Here is a 14,066-nt window from a genome sequence, read left to right as displayed (position 1 = left end):
TTTATCTGGCAATGTGCCGTATTCAGGACGCTATTGTAGAGAAATCAGCGGCTGCCAGAATTCCCGAAAATGGATATGATCAGTTTCGTAAAACGATCAAATGGAGCCAATATGGATAGAGTGACGGCAGCTACGGTATTTAACCGAATTTGCGAACTGGGCAGCCTAAGCGCAGCTGCACGCGCGCTGGATATCTCGCGGCCGATGGTGAGTCGCTATCTTGAGGAGATGGAGAAATGGGCTGGTGCACGCTTGCTGCACCGTTCATCGCGTAAGCTGACTATTACGCCCAGCGGTGAAAAGATCCTCGAAAAAACCCGGGCGCTGGCCAGGTTAGCTGAAGATATCGCTGGTCAGGAGGCAGATGGCCAGCCGCAAGGCACGCTGCGAGTCGCCTGCGCACACTCTACCGCCACGCATATTCTGGGTCCGATGATTCCAGGATTTCTGGCGCGTTATCCGGCGGTGCGCATTGAGCTGGAAATTAACAACCAGCCGGTGAGCCTGATTGGCGAACGCATTGATGTTGCGGTGCGTATTACTGACGATCCCGAACCGGGCGCGATTGCCCGGCGCTTAGGCGAATGTATTTCGGTGGTGTGTGCAGCTCCGGATTATCTGCAAGCCCGCGGTACACCGCAAACGCCGGATGATTTGGCACAGCATAATTGCCTGCATTACAGCCGTTTTGCCGGACAGCGTTGGCAGTTCTACGATACACAGGGCGAAATCATTTCTATAGAGGTAAACGGTAATTTCAGCGCTGGGATCTCTTCGGTACTGTGTGACGCAGCAATCGCTGGCTGCGGTTTGGCGATGGTGCCGGAAATGGAAGCGCGGCAGGGGATCGACAGCGGACAACTTCAAACCGTGATGCCCCATTATCAGCCAAAGACGTTGGCGATCTACGGACTGTATATGTCGCGCGATAGGCAACCCGCAGCGCTGCGTGCCTTTCTTGATGCGGTGAAATTGGCGATAAATGTTGAGTAAGCATTCGACACACAATGACACGACGGTAAATAGTCTACTAATCATTAACTTATAAATTATTGGTCGCTATTTAAAGTGGCATTTTCAGCCTGAAATCGCCAGGGTGTGATGGAATTTTGCTCAGCGTCGGCCGCAATAAAATGATGGCACCTGGCCCGTTACGCGGCGAAACATGGTGGAAAATGATGAGCTGCTGTCATAGCCGAGGGACAGCGCAACCTCGTTAACTGATTTCCCCGCCACCAGCAACGCAAGTGCCGTGACCACACAGGCGCGCTGTCGCCAGGCGGAAAATGACAATCCGGTTTGCTGCAGAAATTGGCGGCGAAAGGTACTCGAACTCATAAACAGCGCTTTGGCCCAGCGATCGGCTGCATCATGAATGGTCGGCGCCTGCAGGAAAATCTGACACTGTGCCAGCAATGCCGGATGCTGGGGCAAAGGGATATCAAATTCGCGTGCCGGCATCGACGCCAGCTCCAGTAGCAGTAACTTTATTAAGGCTCGATCGCGTTCGCTTGCATATAACGCTGGTAAATCAACGGATTCAATCAACAGCTGGCGCAGCAAGGGTGACACGCTGATCACGCTGCAGCGATCGATATGACGTAGCGATGCTGCACAGTGCGGTTCAATGTAAATGCTACGCGTTGCAACTCCCTCAAACCTTACGCTGTGCGCGGTATGAGGGGGAATCCACACGGCATGCTGAGGCGGCACCACCCATTCTCCTGATTGGGTGGTAACGTGCATCAATCCCGTCGCGCCATATAACAGCTGTGCACGACGATGGCGATGTTCTGGCAGCACAAATCCTTGCGCATAGTGGTTACCGAGCGCAACCACCTCGCGATCCAAATGATCGTATTGATCGATATGACTGTTGCGCATTTCACACACCCGCCAGGATTGACCGGTTTGCAAGAGTAATCGAGCGCTGCACAAATGGGAAGCGGGCAGTTTACTGCGTAAGCTGCGAAGCTCTTTTGCGATGCAGGGAAACAAGATGAGCGATTTGTTGATTATTGCGCTGGCGGGGTTTACCACCGGCATCACCACGGTGTTGTTTGGTTTCGGCGGTGGTTTTGTGGTGGTGCCTTTTGTCTATCAGCTGTTGATGCAGCAGCCCCCGCTGGCTGCCAATGCGATGCACATCGCGGTGGCGACCTCCACGGCAGTAATGATTTTTAATGCCGGCTGGGCCAGCTACCAAAACTGGCAGGCAGGCAAACTGAATAAAACCACGCTATTACCGCTGTTATGGTTTATTGCTTTGGGGGCGGTAATCGGTTCATGGCTAGCCGGGCAGATAAGCGATAGCGGAATACGTCGACTCTTTATGGTTTACATGGTGGTGACCATCGGCGACTGCCTGCTGCGTAAAGGTTTTTTTCGACGTACGGAACCGCGCGCGTTATCACATCTCACCACCATTGCGGGAGGGAGCATCATTGGCATTATAGCGGCAATGTTGGGCGTCGGTGGCAGCGTAATGACCGTGCCGCTATTGCGCCGACACGGCAACGCGATGCGCGACTGCGTTAACGCAGCCAATCCGCTGTCATTACCGGTCGCCATTTGTGGCACCCTTACTTACGCCATCAGCGGCTGGCAGCATATTCCCGCCAGCGGCTATTTGGGTTTTATCAATCTGAAAATTTTGCTGCTACTGGTGATCGCTGGTTTCATGGGGATTCTGTTTGCACGGCGATGCATCCCGGCGGTGGCGGATATATGGCATGCGCGCGTTTATGTACTGCTTTTGTGCGCGGTGCTGGTAGCCATTGCCATTTAAACGCTTTAGATAGGACAGCGATGATAGTCTGCAACTTTCACGATCGTTAAGCCAATTTTAAGCTTCGCCGCGTACAGTGCCTTCACAGTTACAACCATCAGTAAACGAAGTCAGGATAGAAGGGTAGCAACAGAACTCCTGTTAAACACCCGCGTCTACAGAGCGTACTGAGCTATGAATTAAGCGCTGGAGTGTTTCTTTGTTGCGATTACTGTTTCTTCTGATGGGTGGATCAGCATTGCGGTCCGGCTGGGCTTATCTCGCTGGCCTGGGCGTGCTCTGTATTGTCGCGAGTGGTGGCATCGTCATTGATTTAATGCAGCATGGACGTGTCTCTTTTCCGCTGCACGCATTAGGTCTGTTCCTGACCGTGGAAGGCATAGCCGAAGCGTTACGCGCTATTTATGCGCCCGCTGGCATTGCCTGGCCGTCACTGGTGAAATCCGCAGTGCTGATGCTGCTCGGTGTAGCGGTGTTCTTGGTGCCGCAAGAGAGCGGTGTCTGTATTTCGCTAGCCTTTGCCGCCGCCTTTTTACTGGATGGTGGTTTTCGCATCATCTCATGTTGCCTGATGCGCTGTCGTCGCTGGACGCGCAAGTTGACGCTGGGCTGTGCCGAGATGCTGTTTAGCGTATTGATTGCTATGGATTGGCCGCTCTCGCCACACGTCATTGTGCCCGTGTGTTTTGCGCTTTTGCTGACGGGATGGGGAATCAATTTGCTGTTTATGGCGACGCAAATTCATGCATTACCCGCCAACACCAGCGTGACCGCATTGCCGATCTTCATGCGTAAAGGGTTGCGTGCGCCTCACGGCTTGGGATACGTGCATCCCCCTTTGAACCACCAACCGGTGAGTGTTCCGTTGAACATCTATATCTGGACGCCAATGGGGTCGGGTGAAGTAGCAGGACGTCGACCCTGGTTTGACCGATGGGTTGCTGCAATTGACCATCGTGGTGAGGTCTCCACCGGGCATACCTCGCTGGAAATGGGCGATGAGATATATATTAGCCTCTATCCTGCTGATGATGTTTCACGTACTTTTACTGGATTTATCAAAACGTTGCGTGCGAAGGAGGAGTTTGATGTGGACGGTTTTCTGCTGCCGTCGCTGGAGAAAGAGATCAAAGCATGGTGCCGCCCTGACAAACGTTTAACGCTCGCGCACTACAATCAGGCAGCGCTGCGCAATTTCTGGCTCAGCAACGCGGCTGACACGCGTTATAACCTCACTTCACGCAACTGCTCAACCAGTGTAATCCAGGCGCTGGATGTGGCTACCGAAGGTTTGCTCGGGGAACGAGGATTGAAAGGCCTTTGGGTACTATTTAATCCCGATTTTTGGCTATTAAGCCTGGTACGCAGCCGTGCCGAAGGTATGACCTGGACGCCAGGCTTAGTGATGGATTACAGCATCCTGCTGCGCCGCGTGTTGCAGCCGGGAAATCGTTATAGCGCCTGCAGAAGGGCAGCAAACGGGTTGCGCAACGAATTACACAGCGTGCTGAGCAATAAAAACTCGGCCACCGATCCTTAACGCGTTAGTTGAAAGCCGTGCTGCTGCAAGATGCGTTGCGCCATCCCGGACATAATAAACTGAGCAAAAGGCTGCGCTGCGGATGAGCAACATGCCCAGCCATATTCAGCTTGTACGTTATAAGGCTCAGGAATATCAAACACCTGTAGCCCTGTGCAGCGGCGCAGGCGTGGTGCATAACTGACGTAGCCAATAAAAGTGTCAGCATAATGATGTTCAATCAGCCATTGGGCGGCCAGTTCACCGGCTGGCAAGGCTAAACTCTCCGCTCCACCAACCAGAGGGCGCGCTTTCCGCCTTATTCTTTCACCTAATCCATGATGAAGCCGTTCGATATTATCAAAAAGCTGCCAGGTGTAATCGCCAGACGGATCGCAATGCGGCGTTGAGGTCGCCAATCGTAAATCATTCCGACGCAGCAGTGCTAACCAGTCATCACCCTGCGTGACAACGTCACGATTGACCGTCAGGCAAAGCGCATTCGCTGCAAATATGCCCACGGCGCAAGCCCGTCCCTGAGCCAATAACCGTTGTGGGTGCAACATATTGGCGGAGGCAAAAAAGTCACAGTGTTCACCCGCTTCAATGCGCTGACGCAGCAGTCCCGCCGGGGCAAAATCAGTGGTCACCGCGAGGCCGGTAAGGGAGGTGAAATGTTTCTCTAGATCCGGCCAAACCGCACGCAGGCTACCGGCTGCCAGAATTTGCAGCGTTGTCATGATAATGTGTCCGGTAGAAGCGCTGATACCAGCGGTCAGCCTGCTGCTGCATGTCGATATCGTGGAATTTTTGCGGATAGAGTTTTTTCGCCATCCACAACTCGCCTAAACCCATCGCTTCTGGCATCGGATAGCCCCATGCCTTGGCGTATTCCGGCATAAGCCACACTTGATGATTTTTCACTGCGTCAATGGTTTGCCAGCGTGGGTCATGCTCGATCGCCTGCACCACCTGTGGATAGCGGTCCTGCACGAAAATTACCTGCGGATCCCACGCCACAACCTGCTCCATGCTGACCTGTTTGAAACCTTGCACAATGGCAGCAGCGACATTGAATGCCCCCGCATGCGCCATCATCAGGCCGGTATATTTACCCGAGCCGTAAGTGGTGAGATCAGGGTTCGCCATATAGGCACGTACGCGCTGCTGTTCAGGAATATTTTTTAGACGATCGCTCACCATCTTACGCCCGGCGAAAGCGGCATCAATCAACGCCTGCGCCTGCTCAGGCCTGTTTACCACATCGCCAATCAGCGTAATACCTTCTTTAATGCCGCGCTCGTAAGCCTGATCTTCATTTTGCATAGTGGGATTGATTTTGCCTTGCTGGCCCGCGTCGTCGTGCCGAAGCGAAATCGCCAACACTGGAATCCCGAGGGCGGAGATCTGGTCGATCATCTCCTTCGGCGCATAGTTAGTGACAAACACCACCTGCGGATGCAGCGCCACCAGCTGTTCGAGATCAACGTGAGTCAAGTCACCCAACATCGCTTTATGGGTTAACTCCGGTACCAGTTGGGCATAGCTATCGCCTAACTGCTGTTTCCAGTTCGCCAGAATACCAACAATTTTATCCGTCGCATTCAGCTGCACGAGTAGATTTAAGGTTTGATGTTGCAATACCACTACGCGATCGACCTCATCCGGGATAGTCACCTGGCGACCTATCTGATCGGTTACCACGCGGCTGGCATAGCTGTGAAGAGAGGTAAAAGTAAGTAAGCCGGCGAGAATCAGCCGGCCGTAGGTCATCTTCATAAAAGCTCCTTGCTTCGTTATGCAATGGATTATATAGCGATTGGCGGGGCCGGGATATGAAAGTTTACGGAATGATGCGTGCCGCACGTAGCTGAGCAAACAGGCTAAAGAACATCTCATCTGTCGCCTGAAAAGCAGTGAAACCCGCGCGGCGCAGCTTACTGCCATCGCCAAACATGTCGTAATCCCAGCTAAAGACAAAATCGGCAAAGTGGCCATCATTTAATCGTAAGATATCTGGTTCGCTGAGCTGATGTTGTTCAGCGATGCGGCGCCAGAGATCGCGGTAATCATGAAACAGTTGATGAAACGATAACTTCACTGCGGGCGCGGTTTCCAGTTCAAACCAGCGAGCAATAGCAGGCCAGAGTTCGCTCCAGCGCCATAAATCACCGTTATTCACATTGAAGGCCTGATTATGGGCAGCGGGCGCGTCGGCAGCCCACAGCGTGGCCTGAGCGAGCAGTTCGGCATCAGTATGATCCACCATGCTATGCCAGGTTTGTAACGATCCGGGAAAGCGCAACGGCAAATGCTGAGATTTACACAGCGAAGCGTAGATCGCGATGCTCAATGCCAGATTCATGGCATTACCCGGTACCGGGCTGCCTACCACGCCCGGGCGCAGAGCATGCCAGTGCCAGGATTTGCCACGTTGAAAATCGCTCAGCCAGCGGAGCTGTTCCGCATTAAATTCTGCGCCCGCCACGCCAGCATCGCTTTCACGCGCGGGGGTTTTGAAGGGGCCCAAATGTGCACCGTAAACTTTATAACCCTGCATCAAACTGACGCTGCGTAGCAGCGCGATGTTCTCCATATTACTGACCAGATTACGCAGCATAGTGACATTAGGCTCAACCATTTCCCGCCAGCTTGCTGCATTCAGCCAGGCGCTATAGAAAATATGCGTAACCTGGTCAAGCGGTGCCAATGCCTGCGCGCTCTGTTGCGCATCCAGCAAATTTGCATTGATCAGCGGAATATCATCACTGTGTGCTGTTGGCTGGCGTGTAAGACCAATGACTTGCCACTGCTGTTCGCGTAGCGTTTTTATCAATTGGCTGCCGACGATACCGGTTGCTCCGGCCACCAGCGCGACTTTTTTACCCTGTGTTTGTGCCATTTTGCTTCTCCTGAATACAAGACAACCACAGTGTTATCTATTATTTTAAAAGCTGATATTCCACAAATCCGATGAAACTTATTAAAAAAATCACTAAATGAATAATAAGCTCAATGCTATCAATACTTTTGTGCGTGTTGCTGAGGCGGGTTCCTTTTCTGCCGCGGCGCGACAGACCGGAATGAAACAATCGGCCGTTAGCCAGCAAATCGCCGCGTTAGAAGAAGAACTCGGTGTGGTATTGCTGCATCGCACTACGCGTGCCATGGCATTAACCGAGCAGGGCGAGCGCTATTTACAGCAGATGCGGCCACTGCTTGCTGCAATGCAGGAGGCGGAAAGCCAGCTGCGTTCGCAGCAGTTGGCACTGCAGGGCAACGTGCATATCCAGCTGCCCAGCGGATTAGGCCAGTTGTTTTTGCCGCACTTGCTGGCCTTACAGCAGCGGCATCCACAACTACACCTCACGATTGCGCTAGACGATCGCATTGCAGAACTGGTGAGTGAAGGTGTTGACGTTGCCCTGCGTTTGAGTGAAACACCACCCGACAGGTTTGCCGCGCGAGTGCTAGCACGCATTGAAACGCCGCTTTTCGCTGCGCCAGAGCGGGTGCGGGAAACCCCGATTACTACCCTGGCGCAGCTTGCCTCTCATCCCCACGTTCGCTTTAGCGCAATTCCTAAAGACGCGCCGCTGCGTCTGATTTCCGATTCCAAAGCGGTGACGCTGGCGGTGGATACCGTGTTCCGTGCCAATAGCAGTGAGGGATTATTGCAGGCGCTTCAAGCGAACATTGGTGTTGGTGGCATGCAGTTACCGCTGGTAGCCAAAGCGTTAAAAGCCGGTTCGCTGAGACGAATTGTGCCGGAATATCGGTTACCTGACAGATTTCTGTATGCGGTATTTCCCGACGCGCGCTTTATCCCCCTGAGAGTCCGACACATTGTTGAGCTGATCGAACAGGTGCTATCTGAGTTAATACAGGTAGCAGATCAGTCATAACACGGCGAACGCCATAATGGCGCATCTCTGCGCCATTATCGTGCTTTTATCCTTTCGCTTTGCTGCGTAAAGATGCATAAGTATTCGATCTTGTATCCAAGTCCGTATCCCATCTGGCTTTGCTTCACGCCTCGCGCTTTCTGGAAAGTATTGGCACGTAATCTGCACTATCCCCGATAAGTTCTACATCGGGAGTATTCACATGTTTGATGCACTGTTGGATGAGGATGCCACCACGCTCGCGGCATTAGTTCATCGCGGCGAGCTTTCGGCGCGTGAGCTGACGCAAGCAGCTATTGATCGCATGGAACAGCGCGAGCCACTCATTAAGGCGTTTTGCACCGCAACGCCAGAGTTGGCGCTGCAGCAGGCGACGGCGATTGACGCCAGGCGCAGGCGCGGCGAAACGTTGGGTGCGCTGGCTGGCGTGCCGCTGGCGGTGAAAGATCTGATCTGTACCGCTGGGGTAAAAACCACTTCCGGATCTGCGGCCTATGCCGACTTTGTTCCGCAAGAGGATGACATCACCGTGGAACGCCTGCTGGCCGCTGATGCGGTGCTGCTGGGTAAAACCACGGCGCCAGAATTCGGCTACAGCGGGGTTGGGCACAATCCGCTGTTTCCTTCACCACGCAATCCGTGGGATCTCAGTAAAACGCCGGGCGGTTCAAGTGCCGGTTCCGGAGCGGCACTGGCAGCGCGCTTATGTCCCATGGCGTTAGGCAGCGACGGCGGCGGTTCGGTGCGCATTCCCGCTGCGCACTGTGGCGTGTACGGGCTGAAAGCGTCGATGGGGCGCGTACCGCTGTGGCCAGGCTGTCGTGACGAGCGTTATCCCGGCGTCTCCAGCTGGGAATCGCTGGAGCATATTGGGCCAATGACGCGTACCGTGCGTGACAGCGCGCTCATGATGTCGGTGATGGCGGGACCGGATATGCGCGATCGCCATTCCATTCCCTGTAATGACGTCGACTGGCTAACGGCGCTGAATAAACCGCTTGACGGCCTGCGCATCGCCTTTAGCGCTGATTTTGGCTATATCGCCGTCGATCCCGAAGTGCGTGACGTTGTCACTCAGGCGGCGCGACGTTTTGCCCGTGAACTGGGCGCTGAACTGGAAGAGGTCGATCCGGGTATCGCCGACGAAAGTGCCACCTTTGCTGCGCTGGTGGCATTTGAAAGCGATTTGGCGGGCATGCGTCAGATGCAAACAGCGCTCGGATCGCGGATGTCGCCGCACCTTGCAGCCATGCTTCAGCGCGACTGGCGCGCGGAAAACTTCACCGATGCCAACACCACGCGTAAAAAACTGTGCAATCAGATGTGGCGCTTTATGCAGCGCTACGATCTGCTGCTTTCGCCGACGCTGGCGGTACCACCATTCCCGCTCAACATGCAGGGGCCGGAGGTGATTGATGGCCGCATGGTGCGTAGCGATCACTGGCTGTCGTTCTGTTTCCCCTTCAACTTTACCGGCCAACCGGCGGCGTCTGTGCCGGCGGGCTTCACCGCCAGCGGATTGCCGATTGGCATGCAAATTGTGGGTCGTCATCTGGACGATGGCCTGGTGCTGGCGGCAAGTGCCGCATTCGAGCGCATTCAACCCTGGAATCACATCGCCTGTTCATTCGGAGTTGCCCATGACTAACAAAAATTCACCTGCTCTTGAGCAGGAGTTCGAACACGAGCCGGTGCCGCTGAGCCATCGCCATTCAACCGGCTCGGTCTCTGCGGTGTGGTTCGGTTTTCCGATGATCCTCACCAATGCGCTATTCGGCGGCATCATCACCTGGCATCTCGGTTTTTGGCCGGCATTGATAGCGATTTTGCTGGGTAATCTGGTGCTGTTTGCTTACGTCGGCGCGCTAAGCTGGTTTGCGGGTAACACCGGTATGAACTTTGCGCTGCAGGCGAAGCGCACCTTCGGCACCAAAGGCTACATTCTGGTGTCAGGTTTTCTTTCTACCGTGGTTATTGGCTGGTATGCCTTCCAGACCGGCCTAACCGGTACGGTGATCAATCAAACTTTTGGCTGGAACGCGCTGGCAGTAACGGCGTTTGCGATGGTGTTGTACACCGCCATTACTTTCCTGGGCGTGCGGGCGTTGTCGGTGCTGGGTCTGATTGCCGCTCCGCTGTTTGTGATTCTGGGAGTGGTGGCACTATGGCTGATTGGTCAGGATCACGATTTCAGCACCGTTACCCAGTTTAAGGGGAGTGCCAGTGCGGTCGGCGCGATGAGCATGGGTACGGCAGTTACTATGGTGGTGGCCGGTTTTGCCGATTCAGGCACCATGACCGCTGATTTCACTCGCTGGTCGAAAGATGGGAAATCGGCGGTGATTGCTGCGTTCTCTGCTTTTCCGCTAGCGAATGTTATCTCTTATCTGTTTGGTGTGGTGATTGTAGCCGTTGGTGCGGCGGTGGACCCGGCGAGCAACGGCGGTAACTTCCTGCCGATGCTGATGGGGCATGGCATGTTGCTCTCGGTCATTGCCTTCCTTTTCGTATTCATCAACCTTGGTTCCGTGTGCACGCATTGCCTTTATAACGGTGCGGTCGGCTTTAGCCACCTTTTCAGCAGCAAAATGCGCTTGTGGACGGTGATCCTTGGCGTCATCGGCGGGGCGCTTGCGCTTGCTGGGGTGTGGTCTTATTTCCTCGAGTGGCTCAGCTTGTTAGGTATTGTGGTGCCGCCATTTGGCGCGGTGATGATTGTCGACCTGATCTTCATGGCAAAAGTCAGCGAGCAGCGTAAATCACGTCGTTTACGAGGCAGCGCCTTCGCGGCCTGGGCAATAGGCAGCTTGTGTGCGGTGATTGCACATGTTGCATTTCCACAATTTGGTGAAGCGGTGATTGGTCTGGTTACTGCCGCCGCTAGCTATACGCTGATTGTTAAATTTAAGCGTGAGAACGCAATCAATGTGATGGAGGAAAAAAATGCCTGATTTCGCTATTGATTCAACCCCTTACTCATGGCCGTATGACGGCCGCTGCAGCCCGCGCGATACCGCGCTGATCGTCATTGATATGCAGACTGATTTCTGCGGCAAGGGCGGTTATGTGGATAGCATGGGTTACGATATCGCCTTAACGCGTGCGCCCATTGCGCCACTGCAACGCGTGCTGGCAACGATGCGTGAATGGGGATTCCCGATCATTCATACCCGCGAAGGTCATCGCCCTGATCTCAGCGATTTGCCCGCGAATAAGCGTTGGCGTTCTAAGCGGATGCAGGCAGAAATTGGCGCGCCTGGTCCGTGCGGCCGCATTCTGGTGCGCGGTGAACCGGGCTGGGAAATCATTCCGGAACTGGCGCCGCTGCCGGGTGAAATCATCATCGATAAACCGGGCAAAGGCTCATTTTACGCCACCGATTTGGAGTTGATCTTACGCAGTCGCGGTATTCGTAATCTGATTATCAGCGGTATCACCACCGATGTTTGCGTGCATACCACACTGCGCGAAGCTAACGATCGCGGTTTTGAGTGCCTGGTGCTGGCCGATTGCTGCGCCGCTACTGAGTTAAAACATCATGAAGCGGCGCTCAGTATGATCCATATGCAGGGCGGGATTTTTGGTGCGGTGGCCACTTCGCAGACTTTGCTGGCGGGATTTGCCAGCGAGCAGCTGGCCACGATGCGTTAACGTTGCAACCAATTTTCATAGTGCTCCGGCCACGCCACGGTGGGTGTGCCGGGCCTGCCCATGCCAAAGCCATGTCCGCCACTGCTGTAACGATGCATCTCAACCGGAACATGCTGCTGCTGACAAGCATCGGCCATGATCAGCGTGTTGTGTGGATCAGAGATCGGATCATCCTTAGCCTGCACCAGAAAGAAGGGCGGCGAGTGCGGATTCACAAATTGCTGCACGGACCAACGTGCATCTTCGCTTGCGGTCGCATTGTTGCCGACCAGAATCTTGTGCGTTGAAGTGTGTGTATAGGGCCGCTCCAGCGTGATGATCGGATAGATGAGCGCCGCGCGGTCGGCGGTCGCGGGCTGATTATCCAGCGCATCCGTGACCTTATAAGAACGGAAGTCCGGTCGTGTCGCTGCCATGCCGAGCAGGTGCCCACCGGCCGAGAATCCCAGCACGCTGACATGCTTTTCACGCTGCCGTACTATGCGCAACGCGCGCTGTGCATCCTGCAATGAAACTGTCGCGCCATCTTTCCAGCCTTCATGAGGCAAACGATAGCTCAGCACATAGGCGGTATAACCGCGCGCGGTCAGCCATCGGGCGGCGGGCCAGGCCTCTTTACCCATTTCTATGCGCGTGTAGCCACCGCCGGCGGCAACTAATACCGCGCTGCCATTGGGCTTAGCAGGGGTTAATACCGTAAGCGTGGGCTGTGCAATATTGCGCTGCGCGCCTTTGTCTGAGATCACCACCTTGCCAGCAGGGCCGCCGCCGCCGGGCGGCAAATCAGGCCAAAGTGGTAAAATTGTCGTTGTGACATGCGTGGCTGCAGCAAACGTCATCCCGCTGCGTATGGCCAGCGCCGAAAGCGAAAGGCAGGATAAAAAATGGCGGCGATTCATGGTAGATCCTCATGAAATGGGTGATTTATTGAAGCAGAAAAATCAGCAGGAGGGCGCGGCTTTGTATTACCAAATGCGACGAGGGAATTTAACGTTTATAGTTACAACATACTTTGATGTGGTTTTTTGATCCGAGCTTTAGCGATATTGCTGTGGTCTTTATTCAGGGACTTTATGTTGATGCGGGAGTGTGAAAATCAATCAACAGAATATAGGCATAGGTCAAGCATATGCGTATGCTTCACATATGTGCATTGTGGAGGAAACTCATGCGTACTGTATCTGTATTCAAAAATGGCAACAATCGCGCTATCCGTTTGCCGCGCGACATGGACTTTGAAGGTGTCAACGAACTCGAAATTATTCGTGAAGGGGACATGCTAATCCTGCGTCCGGTCAAACCGAGTTGGGATTCTTACTTGTTGGAAGAAAAGGCAGAGCCTGACTTCTTGAGTGAGAGGGAGGACGTGATTCAGGAAGGGCGGTTTGAACTTTGATGAAAACCTATATGCTAGATACCAATATATGCTCATTTATTATGCGTGAGCAGCCGGAAGCGGTGATTGAGAAGTTAACGCAATGTGTTATGCGACGCGATCGTATTGTGGTATCGGCTATCACTTATGCCGAAATGCGCTTTGGCGCGATTGGCAAAAAAACCTCTTCGAAACACCTCTCGTTAGTTGAAGCGTTTGTGACTCGACTTGATGCTGTTTTGCCATGGGACCGTGCGGCAGTTGATGCCACCACTCAAGTGAAAATGGCGCTTGCTGCTACCGGTACGCCGATAGGAGCTAATGATGCGGCAATTGCTGGGCATGCGATTGCGACAAATACTATTTTAGTCACCAATAATACGCGAGAATTCATTCGTGTTGCAGGCCTCGAACTACAAGATTGGTCTCAGTAATAACGAATATTAATGACTGCACTGAAATAAATGCAGCCAGATGAATGTTTGTGTTATGGCGTGTTTAATCTCCACGCAACACCGACAACAATGTTTCGGTATTCATTTTCCCCACACTATCACTGCCTGCCAGTAAGTCCGCTGCCAGCTGACGTTTACGGTTATGGTTGCGGGAATTCGCAGCTTTTCACCGAGTACCGCGGCAATTTTTCTGTGTGCTTCGTTCACCGCATAGGCGACTAATCGGGTCGGCGTTTCATTGACCATGACGACCTGATCGCGGCTATCGAAACTCGGGCTGAGCCTAAGACAAGCTGGTCGTGCTTTTCGGTGATCGAGAGCTGAATTTGTCCTGACTCAATATCGATGCGGACATCCGGCGCATCTTGCCAGA

The 14,066-nt window shown here is 53.8% G+C and carries 15 protein-coding genes; 10 read left to right on the top strand and 5 right to left on the bottom strand.

Going from position 1 to position 14,066, the window contains the following annotated elements; genetic code table 11:
* The first annotated feature begins 111 nt into the window (after nt 1-111).
* Nucleotides 112-993, top strand: a complete 882-nt coding sequence (locus AC07WB_RS21515) for a LysR family transcriptional regulator (RefSeq protein ID WP_494941292.1) — start codon at nt 112-114, stop codon at nt 991-993.
* 120 nt (nt 994-1,113) lie between these two features.
* On the opposite strand, the gene AC07WB_RS21510 is transcribed toward AC07WB_RS21515, so the two are convergent.
* A complete protein-coding gene (locus AC07WB_RS21510; RefSeq protein WP_494941291.1) occupies nt 1,114-1,884 on the bottom strand; it encodes an AraC family transcriptional regulator in 771 nt (256 codons plus the stop codon).
* A 115-nt stretch (nt 1,885-1,999) separates the two neighbouring features.
* On the opposite strand from AC07WB_RS21510, the gene AC07WB_RS21505 reads away from it, so the two are divergent.
* Both AC07WB_RS21505 and AC07WB_RS21500 read left to right on the top strand, forming a co-directional pair.
* The gene (locus tag AC07WB_RS21505; protein WP_345830646.1) at nt 2,000-2,788 is read left to right on the top strand and encodes a sulfite exporter TauE/SafE family protein; all 789 of its coding nucleotides are present in this window, start codon (nt 2,000-2,002) and stop codon (nt 2,786-2,788) included.
* Nucleotides 2,789-2,987: 199 nt separating this feature from the next.
* A complete protein-coding gene (locus AC07WB_RS21500) occupies nt 2,988-4,328 on the top strand; it encodes an HdeD family acid-resistance protein (RefSeq protein WP_494941290.1) in 1,341 nt (446 codons plus the stop codon).
* On the opposite strand, the gene AC07WB_RS21495 is transcribed toward AC07WB_RS21500, so the two are convergent.
* The 3 genes from AC07WB_RS21495 to AC07WB_RS21485 form a co-directional block, all read right to left on the bottom strand.
* Entirely contained in the window at nt 4,325-5,047 is a 723-nt protein-coding gene (locus AC07WB_RS21495) for a substrate-binding domain-containing protein (protein WP_494941289.1), read from the bottom strand. The genes AC07WB_RS21500 and AC07WB_RS21495 overlap by 4 nt on opposite strands.
* Complete coding sequence (locus tag AC07WB_RS21490) at nt 5,016-6,086, bottom strand: ABC transporter substrate-binding protein (RefSeq protein ID WP_494941288.1); 1,071 nt, start codon at nt 6,084-6,086, stop codon at nt 5,016-5,018. The genes AC07WB_RS21495 and AC07WB_RS21490 overlap by 32 nt, the downstream gene beginning before the upstream one ends.
* A 64-nt stretch (nt 6,087-6,150) precedes the next feature.
* A complete protein-coding gene (locus AC07WB_RS21485; RefSeq protein ID WP_494941287.1) occupies nt 6,151-7,209 on the bottom strand; it encodes an SDR family oxidoreductase in 1,059 nt (352 codons plus the stop codon).
* 97 nt (nt 7,210-7,306) lie between these two features.
* Here AC07WB_RS21485 and AC07WB_RS21480 point away from each other — a divergent pair, with 97 nt between their 5' ends.
* The 4 genes from AC07WB_RS21480 to biuH all read left to right on the top strand — a co-directional run bounded on the left by AC07WB_RS21480 (nt 7,307) and on the right by biuH (nt 11,863).
* Complete coding sequence (locus AC07WB_RS21480; protein ID WP_097097950.1) at nt 7,307-8,212, top strand: LysR family transcriptional regulator; 906 nt, start codon at nt 7,307-7,309, stop codon at nt 8,210-8,212.
* A gap of 202 nt (nt 8,213-8,414) precedes the next feature.
* Complete coding sequence (locus tag AC07WB_RS21475; RefSeq protein ID WP_494941286.1) at nt 8,415-9,860, top strand: amidase; 1,446 nt, start codon at nt 8,415-8,417, stop codon at nt 9,858-9,860.
* Complete coding sequence (locus AC07WB_RS21470) at nt 9,853-11,163, top strand: purine-cytosine permease family protein (protein ID WP_494941285.1); 1,311 nt, start codon at nt 9,853-9,855, stop codon at nt 11,161-11,163. The genes AC07WB_RS21475 and AC07WB_RS21470 overlap by 8 nt, the downstream gene beginning before the upstream one ends.
* Nucleotides 11,156-11,863 carry a biuret amidohydrolase gene (gene biuH / locus AC07WB_RS21465; protein WP_097097947.1) on the top strand — a complete coding sequence of 236 codons (708 nt, stop codon included), beginning with the start codon at nt 11,156-11,158 and terminating at the stop codon, nt 11,861-11,863. The genes AC07WB_RS21470 and biuH overlap by 8 nt, the downstream gene beginning before the upstream one ends.
* On the opposite strand, the gene AC07WB_RS21460 is transcribed toward biuH, so the two are convergent.
* Complete coding sequence (locus AC07WB_RS21460) at nt 11,860-12,702, bottom strand: alpha/beta hydrolase (RefSeq protein WP_494941449.1); 843 nt, start codon at nt 12,700-12,702, stop codon at nt 11,860-11,862. The two genes, biuH and AC07WB_RS21460, sit on opposite strands and share 4 nt — an antisense overlap.
* On the opposite strand from AC07WB_RS21460, the gene AC07WB_RS21455 reads away from it, so the two are divergent.
* From AC07WB_RS21455 to AC07WB_RS21445, 3 genes are all read left to right on the top strand, one after another.
* On the top strand, nt 12,596-12,892 hold the full coding sequence (locus AC07WB_RS21455; protein WP_494941456.1) for a hypothetical protein: 297 nt from the start codon (nt 12,596-12,598) through the stop codon (nt 12,890-12,892). The genes AC07WB_RS21460 and AC07WB_RS21455 overlap by 107 nt on opposite strands.
* 139 nt (nt 12,893-13,031) lie before the next feature.
* Entirely contained in the window at nt 13,032-13,259 is a 228-nt protein-coding gene (vapB, locus tag AC07WB_RS21450) for a type II toxin-antitoxin system VapB family antitoxin (RefSeq protein WP_345830660.1), read from the top strand.
* Complete coding sequence (locus AC07WB_RS21445) at nt 13,256-13,672, top strand: type II toxin-antitoxin system VapC family toxin (protein ID WP_494941284.1); 417 nt, start codon at nt 13,256-13,258, stop codon at nt 13,670-13,672. The genes vapB and AC07WB_RS21445 overlap by 4 nt, the downstream gene beginning before the upstream one ends.
* Nucleotides 13,673-14,066: the final 394 nt, after the last annotated feature.

This window comes from Pantoea sp. GW821-FHT03E06, assembly GCF_059420725.1.
This window is presented reverse-complemented; position numbering and strand designations above follow the sequence as displayed.

What these genes read in the sequence shown, in the direction of transcription:
- AC07WB_RS21460 (WP_494941449.1), bottom strand. Translation starts at nt 12,702, where the DNA reads ATGACGTTTGCTGCAGCCACGCATGTCACAACGACAATTTTACCACTT.
- AC07WB_RS21495 (WP_494941289.1), bottom strand. Translation starts at nt 5,047, where the DNA reads ATGACAACGCTGCAAATTCTGGCAGCCGGTAGCCTGCGTGCGGTTTGG.
- AC07WB_RS21480 (WP_097097950.1), top strand. Translation starts at nt 7,307, where the DNA reads ATGAATAATAAGCTCAATGCTATCAATACTTTTGTGCGTGTTGCTGAG.
- biuH (WP_097097947.1), top strand. Translation starts at nt 11,156, where the DNA reads ATGCCTGATTTCGCTATTGATTCAACCCCTTACTCATGGCCGTATGAC.
- AC07WB_RS21490 (WP_494941288.1), bottom strand. Translation starts at nt 6,086, where the DNA reads ATGAAGATGACCTACGGCCGGCTGATTCTCGCCGGCTTACTTACTTTT.
- AC07WB_RS21510 (WP_494941291.1), bottom strand. Translation starts at nt 1,884, where the DNA reads ATGCGCAACAGTCATATCGATCAATACGATCATTTGGATCGCGAGGTG.
- AC07WB_RS21475 (WP_494941286.1), top strand. Translation starts at nt 8,415, where the DNA reads ATGTTTGATGCACTGTTGGATGAGGATGCCACCACGCTCGCGGCATTA.
- AC07WB_RS21485 (WP_494941287.1), bottom strand. Translation starts at nt 7,209, where the DNA reads ATGGCACAAACACAGGGTAAAAAAGTCGCGCTGGTGGCCGGAGCAACC.
- AC07WB_RS21505 (WP_345830646.1), top strand. Translation starts at nt 2,000, where the DNA reads ATGAGCGATTTGTTGATTATTGCGCTGGCGGGGTTTACCACCGGCATC.
- vapB (WP_345830660.1), top strand. Translation starts at nt 13,032, where the DNA reads ATGCGTACTGTATCTGTATTCAAAAATGGCAACAATCGCGCTATCCGT.
- AC07WB_RS21470 (WP_494941285.1), top strand. Translation starts at nt 9,853, where the DNA reads ATGACTAACAAAAATTCACCTGCTCTTGAGCAGGAGTTCGAACACGAG.
- AC07WB_RS21515 (WP_494941292.1), top strand. Translation starts at nt 112, where the DNA reads ATGGATAGAGTGACGGCAGCTACGGTATTTAACCGAATTTGCGAACTG.